Consider the following 14742-nt stretch of genomic DNA (forward strand, 5'->3'; position numbering starts at 1 on the left):
CCGTCCCTTTGATCGGCCGCCCAGACGGGCGCTGCGCGGCCAATGCCTGGTTTGGGCGCTGACGATGGGCCTGCTTGGGGCTCCGGGGCAGGGCGTCGCACAGGCGCAGACCGAGGGCGCGAGCCGGACGCCGCCCCCCTTCAAGGATTTCACCCATCGGACGGTGCGCCCGCCGGAGCCGGGCGCGAAGAAGCGGATCACGGTGCAGATCACCCCCACGGCGCCGCCAGCGGCCGTCGCACGGCCACAGGCGGCGCCCACGGGAGGCGCCACCAGCGGGGCGGGGACTACCCCGGGCAAGGGGCGGTTCGGCTGGTTCTGGCAGGCCATGTCGCCGGCGATGGAAGCCAGCGGGCCGGGGCGGCTGGAACCGGCGCTGACCGCATTGGCCACCGCACCCGAGGCGCAGGCGGTGCCCGCGCCGCGCCTCGGCCCGTTGATGGAGATCGCCCGCGCTCATACGGCGCCGATCCTGCTGCATTCGGCCGGAACTCGGGTGTCGCCCGCGCTGGTGCTGGCGGTTATCGCGGTGGAATCGTCGGGCGATGCGGGGGCGCAAAGCCGCGCCGGTGCCCAGGGGCTGATGCAGCTGATGCCCGACACCGCGATGCGCTATGGCGTGTCCGATCCTTTCGATGCGGATCAGAACATCGCGGGGGGCATCGCCTTCCTGGATGACCTGATGGACCGCTTCGCGGGGGACCCGATCATGGTGCTGGCGGGCTACAACGCGGGCGAGACGCAGCTGGCCGACCATGGCGGCGTGCCCGATTTCGCCGAGACCCGGGACTATGTGCCCAAGGTGCTGGCCGCCTTCGCCGTCGCCCGGGGCCTGTGCCTGACCCCGCCGGAGCTGATCTCGGACGGCTGCGTCTTCCGCCTGCCGGACTAGTCCCGCTTCGGCGATCCTGCACGCAGCGCAACGAAAAAGGCCCGGGCGTATCGCCCGGGCCTTGGTGTTCCTGCGGGACGCTGCCCTCAGACGATGGTCGCCTCGGTGGCGTCGCGCATCTCCTGCTCGGTGACGCCATCGGCCAGTTCGACGATCTTCAGCCCGCCCTCGACCACGTCGAGGACCCCGAGGTTGGTGATGATGCGGTTGACCACGCCCGCGCCGGTCAGCGGCAGGGTGCAGGTCTTCAGCACCTTGCTTTCGCCGTGCTTGTTCTGATGGTCCATCACCACGATGACACGGCCGACGCCGGCCACCAGATCCATGGCGCCGCCCATGCCCTTCACCAGCTTGCCGGGGATCATCCAGTTGGCCAGGTCGCCCTTCTCGTCCACTTCCATGGCGCCCAGCACGGCCGCAGCGATCTTGCCGCCCCGGATCATCCCGAACGACATGGCGCTGTCGAAATAGGCCGTCTTGGGCAGCTCGGTGATGGTCTGCTTGCCGGCATTGATCAGGTCGGGGTCTTCCTCGCCCTCGTAGGGGAAGGGGCCCATGCCCAGCATCCCGTTCTCGGACTGAAGCGTGATGTCCTTGTCGCCCACGTAGTTCGCCACCAGCGTCGGGATCCCGATGCCGAGGTTCACGTACATGCCGTCTTCAAGTTCCTCCGCCGCACGGGCGGCCATCTGGTTACGGTCCCAGGGCATCACTGTCCTCCTCTTTGAACCTGTCTATGCGGTCAGGGTCACGCCGGACAGGTCCAGCGTCACCACGGTGCCTGTCGCACCTGTTTTTACATCCAGCGTCCCGTTCAGCTGGCGGATCAGCCCGGCGATGACCGAGCTGCCGACCGAGCTGGCCTCGGGCCAGCTCACACCCTCGGGCATGCCGACCCCGTCATCGGCGACGGTCACCCGCAGGCTCTGCCCCGGCAGGGCCTGCACCCGCAGGTCCACGCGCCCGGTCTCCCGCCCAATGAAGGCATGCTGCAGCGCGTTGGTCAGGATCTCGGAGACGATCATGCCCATGTGGATTGCGGCCTCGGATTCGGCCTCTGCGTCTTCCACGTCGACGTTCACCGTCAGGCCGGGGCGGCCATCCAGCGCCTGGGTCGCCGCCGCCAGGCGCGAGAAGTAGGCGCCGAGAGACACGGTATCCATGTTGCGCCGCCGTTCGGGGTTCGACAACTCCTGGTACAGCACCTGAAGGCTCTCGATGCGGCGCGACAACTGCTGGAACTGGTCTTGCGCGGCGCCAGCCCCACGCCCGTACATCCGGGTCAGCGAGACGATCATCGACAGGTGGTTCTTCACCCGGTGCTGCACCTCGCGCATGGCGTGGCGCACGGCATTGGGCGACAGCACGTCCTCGACCTCGGCCAGGGGTTTCTGGATGCCCAGGAAATAGCGCAAGGAGCCGTCCTCGAAGAAGATCGGGGCCAGCATCAACCGGTTGGTGAAAACTTCGCCATCGGCGCGGTAATTCACCAGGTCGACGGTACAGTCGGTCTGGGTCGCGATCGCGTCGCGCAGACGTTTCACGTCGTCCGGGTCGGTGCCCTCCCCCTGTAGGAAGCGGCAGTTGCGCCCGATGGCCATCTGGGCGTTGTAGCCGGTCACCCGTTCGAACGCGCGGTTCACGTAAACGATGGGGTTGTCGGGCAGGGAGGGGTCGGTCAGCACCATGGAGATCCTCGATCCGGCAAGCGTCTCGAAGGCTTCCATGTGGGTCAGGGGCTGAATCTCAACCCGGTTTTCGGCGTCCATCGTCATGTAGCGTCTGTGTCGTCTCTCTCGTGGGCCGGCGCGACTTTTGCCGCGCCCGGGCCCTATGTGGTGGCCGTGGGTGCTTCTGCAACCCGGGGGCCTGTGCGTGTCCGCTCAGGCAGCGGGTCGCGTCGTGACCTTCTCGATCCGCTTTTCGTGCTCGCCCTGGATCAGGCGGTGCACGTAGATGCCGGGCAGGTGGATGTGATCGGGGTCCAGCTCGCCAGGTTCGACGATCTCCTCGACCTCCATCACGCAGACCTTGCCGCACATCGCAGCCGGCGGATTGAAGTTGCGGGCGGTCTTGCGGAAGATGGCGTTGCCGGTGGTGTCCGCCTTCCAGGCCTTCACGATCGACAGATCGGCAAAGATGCCTTCCTCCATGATGTAGGTCTCGCCCTTGAACTCCTTGTGTTCCTTGCCCTCGGCGATCAGGGTGCCGACGCCGGTCTTGGTGTAGAAACCGGGGATGCCCGCGCCACCGGCGCGCATGCGCTCGGCCAGGGTGCCCTGGGGATTGAATTCCAGCTCCAGCTCGCCCGAAAGGTACTGGCGCATGAATTCCGCGTTCTCGCCCACGTAGGAGGAGATCATCTTCTTCACCTGCTTGGTCTGCAGCAGGATGCCGATGCCGAAGTCATCGACGCCGGCGTTGTTGGAGGCGAAGGTCAGATCCTTGGTGCCTGCCTCCTTGATCGCATCCAGCAGAAGTTCGGGAATACCGCACAGGCCGAAGCCGCCGGCGGCGATCTGCATGCCGTCAAAGAGCAGCCCGTCGAGCGCTTCCGCGGCGGAGCCGTACACTTTCTTCATGGAATTCCTCCTCAGAACTTGTTGCCTCTGTCTTGCCGACGAGGGGGCTCGAAGTCAAATGCTAGGCGCCATATACGGGTTTCCACGGTAAGACCCGCCGCCCTTCAGGGCGACGGGTCATCCGGGAGATGAGGCCTTGCGCGTCCGACGCGCGGGATCAGATGATCCGCACCTGCGTCCCGATCGGGGTGGCCGCGAACAGCTCCTCGATGGAGGGGTTGTAGAGGCCGATGCAGCCGTCCGAGCTTTGCCGGCCGATCTTGCGCGTGTCATGGGTGCCGTGGATCAGGTAGGCGGGCCAGCTGAGGTACATGGCATGGGTGCCCAGCGGGTTGTCGGGGCCGGGGGGCATGTACTGCAGTTCGGGGTTGCGCTCCTTCATGGAGGCCGTGGGGGTCCAGTCGGGGCCCACCTTCTTGCGCACCACCTCGGTGTAGCCACGCTTGGTCAGCTCTTCCGAGGCGGGGACGGAGGTGGGGTAGATGCGATAATCGCTTTCATCGCCGGACCAGTAGTGCAGCGCGCGCGAGGCGGTGTCGCAGACGATGGCGGCCACGCCCAGCGTGTCGAAGTGATCGCGCCAGTCCTGCCGCACGAAGCTGGAGGTGTTGCGCCGCACCGGCGCCTGTTCCGGCGCGGGGATCAGCGGCGGCGGGCCATCCGTGGCGGCCTGCGCGCGGGCGGTGGCAGGGACCAGGGTGGCGGCTGCGCCGGTCAGCAGGAGCTTGCGGCGGGACAGCCGGCTGGCGGACAGGGGGGAAGGGGACATGATCTCTCCGGTCTGGCTTGCAGGGTCTGCGACACAAGATCGGGATCAAGGGGCCGAGTGGCCAATCACAACTCCGGGACGGGGCGTGAGTGCGCCTCCCGGGCCACAGGGGACCGGGAAGCGGCGGGCGTCATTCCGCGCCGGAGGCCTTGGGCGCGGCCTTCTTCGCCGGAGCCTTCTTGGCTGCCGGTTTCTTGGCGGTGGTCGATTTCGCCGCCGGCTTCTTGGCCGCAGACTTCGCCGGTGCCTTCTTGGCGGTGGTTTTCTTCGCGGCAGCCTTCTTCGGCGCGACCTTCTTGCCGGTCTTGGCGGCGCGTTCGGCGATCAGCTCCACCGCCTTGTCCAGGGTCACCGTGTCCGGCTCGACCCCTTCGGGCAGGGTGGCGTTGATCTTTTCCCACTTCACGTAGGGGCCGTACTTGCCTTCCAGCAGCTGCACCGGCGCGCCCGCCTCGGGGTGCTCGCCCAGCTCCTTCAGCACCTTGGCCTGGCCGCGGCCCTTGCGGGAGGCGACCTTCTCCGCCAACAGCTGCACCGCGCGGTTCATGCCCACGGTCCAGACCTCGTCCAGCCCTTCGAGGTTGGCGTTGGTGCCGCCCCGGTCGGAGGTGCTCTCCGCGTGCTTGATGTAGGGGCCATAGCGGCCGATGTTGGCCCAGACGTTCACCCCGTCCTCCGGGTGCTGGCCGATCAGCCGCGGCAGGGCCAGCAGGCGCACGGCCTCTTCCAGGGTCAGATCCTCCGGCGCCCACTCCTTCGGCACCGACTGGCGCGGGGGCTTCTTGTTGTCTTCCGTCACCTCGCCGCGCTGGCAGTAGGGACCGAAGCGGCCCTTCATGACGTAGATCTTGTCGCCATTGTCCTCGCCCAGGAACTTGCCCTCGGGCGGGATCGCGCTGGCCTCGGCCTCGGGGTTCGGGGGGCCGAAGGGACGGGTGTAGCGGCATTCGGGGTATTGCGAGCAGCCGATGAAGGCGCCGCCCGAGCGCGCGGTGCGCATCGACAGCCGGCCCTTGCCGCAGTTCGGGCACAGGCGCGGATCGCTGCCATCCTCGGTCGGCGGGAAGAGATGCGGCTCCAGCACCTCGTTGATCTTGTCCAGCACCTCGGTGATGCGCAACTCGGACGTCTCGGCAATGGCGGCGGAGAAATCGCGCCAGAAGCGGTTCAGCACGTCCTTGTAGTCGCGGTCACCGGCCGACACGTCGTCCAGTTCTTCCTCAAGATCCGCGGTGAAGTCATATTCCACGTATTTCTTGAAGTAGTTGGACAGGAAGGCGATCACCAGCCGGCCCTTGTCCTCGGGGATCAGGCGGTTCTTGTCCTTGATGACATAGCCGCGATCCTGGATCGTGGTCACGATCGAGGCGTAGGTGGAGGGGCGCCCGATGCCCAGCTCTTCCATCCGCTTGACCAGCGTCGCCTCGGTGTAGCGCGGCGGCGGCTGCGTGAAATGCTGTTCCGGGTTGATCTCGGACTTGGCGGTCTTCTCGCCCTCGTGGATCTGCGGCAGGCGCTTGTCGTCGTCATCGACAACATCGTCGCGGCCTTCTTCGTAGACCCGCAGGAAGCCGTCGAACAACACGACCTGGCCGGTGGCGCGCAGGCCGACCTGGCGGTCCTGGCTGCCGATCTCGACCGTGGTGCGTTCCATCCGGGCGCCTTCCATCTGGCAGGCCAGGGTGCGTTTCCAGATCAGGTCGTAAAGCTTGCGCTGATCCTCCGACAGACCCAGGGCGGCGGCGTCCTTGGTCATGTCGGTGGGGCGGATGCACTCGTGCGCTTCCTGGGCGTTCTTCGCCTTGTTCTTGTAGACCCGCGGGCTGTCCGGCACGTATTCCTTGCCGAAGCGGTCGGCGATGGCGTCGCGGCAGGCGCTGATGGCCTCGGGCGCCATGTCGATGCCGTCGGTCCGCATGTAGGTGATGTGCCCGGCCTCGTAGAGGCGCTGCGCGGTGTTCATCGCGGCCCGGGCGCCCATGCCGAACTTGCGGCTCGCCTCCTGCTGCAGGGTGGAGGTCATGAAGGGCGGGCTGGGATTGCGCGAGGCGGGCTTGGCCTCGACCGAGGTCACGGTCAGGTCGCGGCTGTTGATCGCCTGCACGGCCATCTCGGCCTGGGTCTCGTTCTCGATGGAGAACTTGTCGAGCTTGTCACCGGCCAGCGTGGTCAGCCGGGCCTCGAACTCCTGACCGCGGGGCGTGGTCAGGATGGCTTTCACCGTCCAGTATTCACGGGGCTTGAAGGCCTCGATCTCCATCTCGCGTTCGACGATCAGGCGCAGACAGACAGATTGCACCCGGCCGGCGGATTTCGCGCCGGGCAGCTTGCGCCACAGCACGGGCGACAGGTTGAAGCCCACCAGGTAGTCCAGCGCGCGGCGGGCGAGATAGGCATGCACCAGGTCCTCGTCCACCTGCCGGGGGTTCTTCATCGCCTCGGTCACCGCCGTCTTGGTGATCGCGTTGAAGACCACGCGGCTGACCGGCGTGTCCTTCTTCAGCGCCTTGCGGTTGCGCAGGGCCTCTTCCAGGTGCCACGAAATCGCCTCCCCTTCGCGATCGGGGTCAGTGGCGAGGATCAGGGCGTTGTCGTCCTTCAGGGCGTCGGCGATGGCCTTCACATGCTTCTTGCTGTCGCTGGCCACCTCCCATTTCATGTCGAATTCATGCTCGGGATCGACCGAGCCGTCTTTCGGAGGCAGGTCGCGCACATGGCCGTAGGACGCGAGAACGGTGTAGTCGGATCCCAGATATTTGTTGATTGTCTTGGCCTTGGCCGGGGATTCGACAACGACGACGGGCATGCGTGTTCCTTTCGCTGGACGGCTCGACTCGAAAGACGCGCCTTGGCGGCGGAACATGTGGGCTGGCAGGGCTGATTGTCAATGGAGGCAATCCTGCCTATGGCCCCGGGCCCTGCTGCGGCGCGGCAAAGGGCGATCAACTGCCCGTGTTTTCGCCGCGGGCGATCAAACCGCCCGGCTGGCGGCGGATCCGGCCCTCCAGTTCCAGGTCGGTCAGGGCCGGGGCGACCTGGCGGGCAGGGGCGTCCAGCGTGGCCAGAAGCACCTCTTCCTCCACCGGGGCGGCGTCGATCCGGTCGAGGATCTGGGCATGCAGCCGCGCGATGTCGCGCAGGCCGTGGGAGGGGGGTGGCGGGGCCTCGGGATGGGCATCCGGCTGCGGGACCGGGGCCCTGGGCCGCGGGGCGGGGTCACCCAGGACCTCCAGCACGTCGCGGGCCCCGCGCACCAGGCCGGCGCCGTCCCGCAACAGCAGGTTGCAGCCCGAGGCCCGGGCCTCGAAGGGGTGGCCGGGCACCGCCAAAACTTCCCGACCCTGGTCCAAGGCGTGGCGGGCGGTGTTCAGCGTGCCGGATTTCGTCGCCGCCTCCACCACCACCACGGCGCGGGCCAGGCCGGAGACCAGGCGATTGCGCAGGGGGAAATGCCGTTGCGCCGGCGCCAGCCCCGGGGGCTGTTCCGTCAGGCACAGGCCCTCGACGGCGATGCGGTCCGCCAGGCGGCGGTTTTCCAGGGGATAGATCTGGTCCAGCCCGCCGGGAAAGACGGCGATGGTGCCGGTCTCGATCGCGGCCTCATGCGCCACGGCGTCGATGCCGCGTGCCAGGCCGGAAATCACCACCTGTCCCGCCTGGCCCAGGTCGGTGGCCAGGGCGCGGGCCATGCGCAGCCCCAGGGAGGAAGCCTGCCGCGCGCCGACCACGGCCACGCCGGGCCGCATCAACAGCTCGGCCCGGCCGCGTAGCCACAGCAGGGGGGGGGCGTCGGGCAGGTCATCCAGGGCGGAGGGGTAGGCGGCCTCGCCTCGCGCGACCAGCTGTGCCCCAAGGGCCTGGCCGCGGGCCAGTTCCTGTTCGGCGATGGAAAGAGGGCAGGGGGCGTAGTCGGACAGGCCCGCTGCGCGCGCCACCTCCGGCAGGGCCTCCAAGGCCACCGCGGCGTTGCCGTGCTCGGCCAGCATGCGGTAGAAGGTGACCGGTCCGATCCGGCGAGAGCGCAAGAGACGAAGCCACGACAGACGCTCATCTTCCGTGGTGGGTGGGAGTGGGGGGTGAGTGGAAGGATGATTATCCACGACCATCGTGACTCCGCCTGCTTGCAGAATCATGTGTAGCGTTCGGGTGGTTAATTATGCGTGAAGGGTCGCGCAGCCGCCGGAGGCTTGGCCACTGGCGGCGCGGCCCCTGCGGCAGCCCGCCGGCTTGCCCTCGTCGCGCGCGGCCGCCATGGTCCGCCGGACTGAACTGGCCGACGGAGGATCCTGTCATGACCTTTCCCGACTTCATCATGGGCCTTCCCGCCCTCGACGTACCCTTCCCTGAGGATGTCGTGCAGACCCGCGCGGTCCAGTCGGACGCGGGGCTGGTGATCTTCTTCACCTTCCTGCAGGACATGGTCCTGCCGCCCCATGCCCACGGGCCGCAATGGGGCACGGTGGTGGATGGGGAGATCACCCTGACCATCGACGGCGAGACCCGGACCTATGCCCCGGGCGAAAGCTACGACATTCCCGATGGCGCCCTGCATGGCGCGACGATCAGGGCCGGCACCAAGGTCATCGACGTCTTTGCAGAGGCGGATCGTTACGCGTTGAAGGGCTGATGCCCTCCAGCTGTTGCGCTTCCGTCGGCGGGGTGACAGGAGGGATCGCATCCATGAAGGAGGAGACCCCCATGTCCGACCGCGGCTTCATCCGTCACGTCGTCTTTTTCAGCGCCAAGGACCCGGCCGACCGGGCCCGGGTTTACGAGGGCCTGTCGATCCTGAAGCAGAACCCCCATGCCCGCGTCCTGGAGGTGGTCGAGAACAGCCGCGTCGACAGCTGGTCGGGGGAGGTGGACGTGGTCGTCTACGGCGAATTCGACGATGAGGCGGCGCTGGCTGCCTACAAGGCGCATCCGCTGTACCAGCAGTCCATCGACCTGGTGAAACCCCTGCGCGAGCTGCGCATCGCCGCCGATTTCTGAGCGCGCTGCGCGCCGCAGGCCGAAACGACGAAAGGCGCGTGCCACCAGCACGCGCCTTTGTCCTGTCGGATCCTCTGCGTCGGCCCGAAGTCCATGTGGGGAAGATCAGTTGGCCGGGATCAGGTGGCCGAGCCCCCCACGGTCAGACCGCCGATCAGCACGGTGGGCTGGCCCACGCCCACGGGCACCCACTGGCCCGACTTGCCGCAGTTGCCCATGCCGGGATCCAGCGCCAGGTCGTTGCCGAGCGCCTTGATCTGCTTCATCGCCGCAGGACCCGACCCGATCAGCGTGGCGCCCTTCACCGGGGCGACGCGGCGGCCGTTCTTCACCAGGTAGGCCTCGGTGCAGTTGAAGACGAACTGGCCGTTGGTGATGTCCACCTGACCGCCGGAGAAGCCGACGGCGTGGATGCCGTCCTTCATCTCGCCCACCACCTCCTCGGGGGTGGCGTCACCGCCCAGCATGTAGGTGTTGGTCATGCGCGGCATCGGCGCATGGGCATAGCTTTCGCGTCGGCCGTTGCCGGTGGGATTCACGCCCATCAGGCGGGCGTTCTGACGGTCCTGCATGTAGCCCACCAGGATGCCGTCCTCGATCAGCACGTTCTTGCCGGAGGGCGTGCCCTCGTCATCCACGGTGATGGAGCCGCGGCGGTCGGGGATTGTGCCGTCGTCCAGCACCGTCACGCCCTTCGCGGCCACCTGTTCCCCGATGCGCCCCGAGAAGGCGGAGGCGTTCTTACGGTTGAAATCGCCTTCCAGCCCGTGGCCCACGGCCTCGTGCAGCATGACACCGCACCAGCCGGAGCCGAGGACCACGTCCATCTGACCAGCGGGAGCGGGGATCGCCTCCAGGTTGACCAGCGCGATGCGCAGCGCCTCACGCGCCTTGGCCTGCCAGTCGGCCGGATCGATCAGGCCGTCCAGCGCAATGCGCCCGCCGCCGCCGGCGGTGCCGGTCTGGCGCTGGCCCTTGTCCTCGACGATGACCGAGACATTCACACGGGTCATCGGGCGGATGTCGCTGACCACGTGGCCTTCGGGGCGCAGGATAACCACCTCCTGGCACGACGCGGCGATGGTGGCCGACACCTGCACCACGCGCGGGTCCAGGTCGCGGCAGAAGGCGTCGATCTCCCGCAGGGTGTCCACCTTCACCGGGAAGCTGTGGCCGGCGATCGGATCGAGGTCCGCATAAAGATGTCGGTTGGTGCCGGCGGGTGGGGGCGCCATGGTGCCGCCCCCGTCGCCCACGGCCAGGCGCGCGGTGGACACGGCGCGTTTCAGAGCGCTTTCCGAGATGTCGGTGGCATGGGCGTAACCCGCCACCTCGCCGCGCACGGCGCGCAGGCCGAAGCCCTCGGCGGCATCATAGCTGGCGTTACGGATGCGCCCGTCGTCGAAGTGCAGCATTTCCGACCGGCGGCGTTCCAGGAACAGCTCGCCGTCATCGGCGCCGGCCACCGCGTCACGCAGCAGGCGCAGCGCGGCGGCCTCGTCCAGCATCGTCTCGAAGGGGCGGAACGGGGTTTCCGGGGCGGTTGCGGTCATCGCTGGGGGCCTTTCAGGAGCGTGCGTGGCGCGAACGGGCGCGCAGCCAGACGGGGGAGAGGACAGAATCGATACATTCCGCACCTATGTTCCGGGATGTGCAAGGGAAGGGCGCGGGGGCCTGCCTGCGACATATTTTCTTGATCTGGATCAAAAAACTGACTTCTGACGCGCGCGTGATTATTGTCGTAAGCGCAAGAATATGATTTTAAGCTGCAACAAACAATGGGAGCGCCATGGCCATCGGGCGCTCTCCCCCGGTAGGAGGCCGGGCGGGGAGGAGGCCGAGACTGTGCAGGCGATCTGCCGCAACCGATCAGGGTGACCGATGCGACTGAAGACACATTTTCTTGGCCTGATGGCCGCCCTTGCCGCCACGCCCGCGATGGCGCAGGAGCTGGAGACGATCGGCAAGCCGACCCTCGGCGGGACCGGCTTCCAGACCGCCGCGACCGAGCTGGCGCGCGATCTGCAATGGCTTGAACACATGCTGATGTGGATCATCGTGCCGATCGTGATCCTCGTCGTCGCGCTGCTGCTGGTGGTGATCCTGAGGTTCAACCGCAAGTCCAACCCCAAGCCCGCGACCTTCACCCACAATTCGCCGCTGGAAATCGCCTGGACGATCGTGCCGATCCTGATCCTGCTGTTCATCGGTGCCTTCTCGCTGCCGACCCTGTTCAAGCAGCAGGTGATCCCCGAGGGCGACATCCACATCCAGGTGACCGGCTACCAGTGGTACTGGGGCTATGAGTACACCGACAGCGAGGACCTGGCCTACGAGGGCTTCATGCTGCCGCGCGAAGACCTGGCGTCCTACGGCTACAACGATGACGAATACCTGCTGGCCACCGACAGCGCGATCATCCTGCCCGTGGGCAAGACCGTCGTGATGTCCGTGACCGGTGCCGACGTGATCCACTCCTGGACCGTGCCCGCCTTCGGCGTGAAGCAGGACGCCGTGCCTGGCCGCTTCGCCCAGCTGTGGTTCACGCCTGAGCAGGAAGGCATATACTTCGGCCAGTGTTCGGAGCTCTGCGGCAAGGACCACGCCTACATGCCGATCACCGTCAAGGTGGTCAGCCAGGAAGTCTACGACGCCTGGCTTGCCGCCTCGGAAGAGGCCGGTGGCTTCGTGCCGCTGAGCGAGCTTCCGGCGGTCTGATTGACCCCGGCCGGGCGCCGCCACGGTGGCGCCCCCGACACCACGCCAGGACGACGGGCCGCAGGTCCGCCCCCCGTGGGAGGAGAGGGAGGAGGCGCCCGAAGCTGATCCGGGCCCCAGATGAAACCCGACCCGCCCCGGCCCCCGCGCCGGCCCACGGATCCCCCGCAAGATCGAGACCCAAGACATGACCGACGCAAGCATCCACACGCAGGCCAACCAGGGCGACGCCGAGTTCGGCGACTACATCGCTCTGCTCAAGCCGCGGGTCATGTCGCTGGTGGTCTTCACCGCGCTGGTCGGCCTGGTGGCCGCCCCCGTGCCGGTGCACCCCTTCATCGCCTTCTGCGCGATCCTGTTCATCGCCGTGGGCGGCGGTGCCTCGGGCGCGCTGAACATGTGGTACGACAGTGACATCGACGCGGTGATGAAACGCACCAAGGGCCGGCCGATCCCCGCGGGCCGCGTCGGCCGCGACGAGGCGCTTGCCCTGGGCCTGGCGCTGTCGGGCTTCAGCTGCGTGATGCTGGCGCTGGCCGCCAATGTCTTCTCGGGCCTCTTCCTGGCCTTCACGATCTTCTTCTACGCCGTGGTCTACACCATGTGGCTGAAGCGTTCGACGCCGCAGAACATCGTGATCGGCGGGGCCGCGGGCGCCTTCCCCCCGATGATCGGCTGGGCCGTCGCCACCGGCGGCGTCAGCGTGGAATCGGTGCTGATGTTCCTGCTGGTCTTCATGTGGACGCCGCCCCACTTCTGGGCGCTGGCGCTGTTCATGCGGTCCGACTACGACGACGCGGGCGTGCCGATGCTGACCGTGACCCACGGTCGCCCGTCCACCCGCCGCCACATCCTGGCCTACACCGTGCTGCTGGCGCTGATCGCCCTGGGCACCGGCTTCACCTCCATTGGCGGGCCGGTCTACCTGGCCGTGGCCCTGGTGCTGAACGCCATGTTCCTGGCCGGTGCTGTCCGCATCTGGCGCCGGGACGAGGCGATGGCCGAGGCCGATGACTACCGGGTCGAGAAACGTTTCTTCAAGCTGTCGCTGATCTACACCTTCCTGCATTTCGCCGCGATCCTGGTCGAGGCGGTGCTGAAACCCTATGGCCTTGGAGGCTGGTAAGCGATGCCGCTGACCCATGAACACGAATTGCACCAACGCCGCCGGGGCCTGAACATGGGCCTGGGGCTGGTGCTGGCCGGCTTCGTGGTGCTGGTCTTCGTGCTGACCTTCGTGAAGGTCACCGGCCAGAACCTTCAGATGCCCGACAATGTGCCGGGCGCAAGCGCCGCGGGCCAGTCCGCGGCGACGGAGGGGTAGCGATGGACCCGAAGAAGAAGACCGTCTTCCAGGCCCTCGGCGTGATCGTCACCATGGGCGCGCTCGCCTGGGCGGCGGTGCCTGCCTACAACTACTTCTGCGCCGTCACCGGCTTCGGCGGCGTCACGCAGGAGGCCGATGCGGGCTCCGACCATATCCTCAACCGGACCATCAAGGTCCGTTTCGACGCCTCGACCGAGCGTGACATGGCCTGGGATTTCAAGCCGGTGCAGCGCCAGGTGGAGCTGAAGATCGGCGAAACCGGCCTGGCCTTCTACGAAGCGCATAATCCGACGGACCGGCCGATCGCCGGCCAGGCCAGCTACAACGTCACGCCCTACGAGGCGGGCGGCTTCTTCACCAAGATCGACTGTTTCTGTTTCACCGAGCAGGTCCTGATGCCCGGTGAAACGGTGGAGATGCCGGTGACCTTCTACGTCGATCCCGAAATGGTCGAGGATCGCGACGCAAAGTATATCCACACGATCACGCTGGGGTATACGTTCTACGAGATCGACATGCCCGAAGGCTACGCGGCGGACCATGCCGCGCTGCTGGACGGGCAAGCACCGCAAACCGATGTGAACTGAGGGGCCGAGCCCGGGGAAGAGAACAATGGCGCACGCAAAGAACCACGATTACCACATTCTGCCACCGTCGGTGTATCCGTTCATCGGGGCGGTCGGCACCTTCGTCATGCTGTTCGGCGCCGTCATGTGGCTGAACGACAGCGGCCCCTGGCTGTTCCTCGCCGGGCTGATCGCGATCATCTACACCATGTTCGGCTGGTGGCGCGACACGGTGATGGAAAACATCGCCGGCGACCACACCGCCGTGGTCCGCATCGGCCTGCGCTACGGCGTGATCCTGTTCATCATGTCCGAGGTGATGTTCTTCGCCGCCTGGTTCTGGAGCTTCTTCAAGCACGCCATGTACCCCATGGGCCCGGAAAGCCCGGCGGTGGACGGCGTCTGGCCGCCCGCGGGGATCGAAACCTTCGACCCCTGGCACCTGCCGCTGATCAACACGCTGATCCTACTGTGTTCCGGCGCCGCCGCGACCTGGGCGCACCACGCCCTGGTGCATGAAAACAACCGCCGCGACCTGAAGGCCGGGTTGCTGCTGGCGGTCCTGCTGGGTCTGCTGTTCACCGCCTTCCAGGCCTATGAGTACAGCCACGCCGCCTTCGGCTTCGGCGGCAACATCTACGGCGCCAACTTCTTCATGGCGACGGGCTTCCACGGGGCGCATGTGATCATCGGCACGATCTTCCTGCTGGTCTGCCTGTTCCGCGCCAACGCGGGCCACTTCACGCCGACCAATCACGTCGGTTTCGAGGCTGCCGCCTGGTACTGGCACTTCGTCGACGTGGTCTGGCTGTTCCTCTTCGCCTCGATCTACATCTGGGGCCAGTAAGGCCTGCGGCGGGCGGGGTTTACCCCGCCGCCCGAAGAGCAGAGGATCC

15 protein-coding genes are annotated in these 14742 nt (G+C 67.1%); 8 read left to right on the forward strand and 7 right to left on the reverse strand.

Annotated features, from left to right (window positions below; translation table 11 throughout):
- Positions 1-64: 64 nt before the first annotated feature.
- Positions 65-892: a lytic transglycosylase domain-containing protein gene (locus LC066_RS13150; protein WP_224899749.1), complete on the forward strand. Its 828-nt coding sequence runs from the start codon at positions 65-67 to the stop codon at positions 890-892.
- Between the two features lie 86 nt (positions 893-978).
- On the opposite strand, the gene LC066_RS13155 is transcribed toward LC066_RS13150, so the two are convergent.
- From LC066_RS13155 to dprA, 6 genes are all read right to left on the reverse strand, one after another.
- On the reverse strand, positions 979-1602 hold the full coding sequence (locus LC066_RS13155; RefSeq protein ID WP_085887484.1) for a 3-oxoacid CoA-transferase subunit B: 624 nt from the start codon (positions 1600-1602) through the stop codon (positions 979-981).
- Between the two features lie 24 nt (positions 1603-1626).
- A complete protein-coding gene (locus LC066_RS13160; protein WP_224899751.1) occupies positions 1627-2667 on the reverse strand; it encodes a PAS domain-containing protein in 1041 nt (346 codons plus the stop codon).
- A 108-nt stretch (positions 2668-2775) separates the two neighbouring features.
- On the reverse strand, positions 2776-3474 hold the full coding sequence (locus LC066_RS13165) for a CoA transferase subunit A (RefSeq protein ID WP_224899754.1): 699 nt from the start codon (positions 3472-3474) through the stop codon (positions 2776-2778).
- A 157-nt stretch (positions 3475-3631) separates the two neighbouring features.
- On the reverse strand, positions 3632-4243 hold the full coding sequence (locus LC066_RS13170) for a L,D-transpeptidase (protein ID WP_224899758.1): 612 nt from the start codon (positions 4241-4243) through the stop codon (positions 3632-3634).
- Positions 4244-4373: 130 nt separating this feature from the next.
- Positions 4374-7049, reverse strand: a complete 2676-nt coding sequence (gene topA / locus LC066_RS13175; RefSeq protein ID WP_224899761.1) for a type I DNA topoisomerase — start codon at positions 7047-7049, stop codon at positions 4374-4376.
- A gap of 136 nt (positions 7050-7185) precedes the next feature.
- A complete protein-coding gene (gene dprA, locus LC066_RS13180) occupies positions 7186-8349 on the reverse strand; it encodes a DNA-processing protein DprA (protein WP_224900220.1) in 1164 nt (387 codons plus the stop codon).
- 185 nt (positions 8350-8534) lie between these two features.
- Here dprA and LC066_RS13185 point away from each other — a divergent pair, with 185 nt between their 5' ends.
- Positions 8535-8870, forward strand: coding sequence for a cupin domain-containing protein (locus tag LC066_RS13185; RefSeq protein ID WP_224899763.1), 336 nt, complete (start codon positions 8535-8537; stop codon positions 8868-8870).
- Positions 8871-8941: 71 nt separating this feature from the next.
- A complete protein-coding gene (locus LC066_RS13190) occupies positions 8942-9235 on the forward strand; it encodes a Dabb family protein (protein WP_412103243.1) in 294 nt (97 codons plus the stop codon).
- A 119-nt stretch (positions 9236-9354) separates the two neighbouring features.
- Here LC066_RS13190 and tldD read toward each other — a convergent pair whose 3' ends face one another.
- Positions 9355-10788 (reverse strand): metalloprotease TldD, encoded by a 1434-nt coding sequence (gene tldD / locus LC066_RS13195; RefSeq protein WP_224899766.1) that lies wholly within the window; start codon positions 10786-10788, stop codon positions 9355-9357.
- A gap of 328 nt (positions 10789-11116) precedes the next feature.
- On the opposite strand from tldD, the gene coxB reads away from it, so the two are divergent.
- The 5 genes from coxB (at position 11117) to LC066_RS13220 (ending at position 14693) form a co-directional block, all read left to right on the forward strand.
- A complete protein-coding gene (gene coxB, locus LC066_RS13200; protein WP_222477889.1) occupies positions 11117-11953 on the forward strand; it encodes a cytochrome c oxidase subunit II in 837 nt (278 codons plus the stop codon).
- 187 nt (positions 11954-12140) lie between these two features.
- Positions 12141-13079 (forward strand): heme o synthase, encoded by a 939-nt coding sequence (gene cyoE / locus LC066_RS13205; RefSeq protein ID WP_224899769.1) that lies wholly within the window; start codon positions 12141-12143, stop codon positions 13077-13079.
- Between the two features lie 3 nt (positions 13080-13082).
- The gene (locus tag LC066_RS13210) at positions 13083-13277 is read left to right on the forward strand and encodes a cytochrome C oxidase assembly protein (RefSeq protein ID WP_085887474.1); all 195 of its coding nucleotides are present in this window, start codon (positions 13083-13085) and stop codon (positions 13275-13277) included.
- A gap of 2 nt (positions 13278-13279) precedes the next feature.
- On the forward strand, positions 13280-13867 hold the full coding sequence (locus LC066_RS13215; RefSeq protein ID WP_224899772.1) for a cytochrome c oxidase assembly protein: 588 nt from the start codon (positions 13280-13282) through the stop codon (positions 13865-13867).
- A gap of 25 nt (positions 13868-13892) precedes the next feature.
- The gene (locus LC066_RS13220; RefSeq protein ID WP_222477894.1) at positions 13893-14693 is read left to right on the forward strand and encodes a cytochrome c oxidase subunit 3; all 801 of its coding nucleotides are present in this window, start codon (positions 13893-13895) and stop codon (positions 14691-14693) included.
- The last annotated feature ends 49 nt before the right edge of the window (positions 14694-14742 follow it).

This window comes from Pseudooceanicola marinus, from assembly GCF_020177265.1.
Lineage (GTDB): Bacteria > Pseudomonadota > Alphaproteobacteria > Rhodobacterales > Rhodobacteraceae > Pseudooceanicola > Pseudooceanicola marinus_A.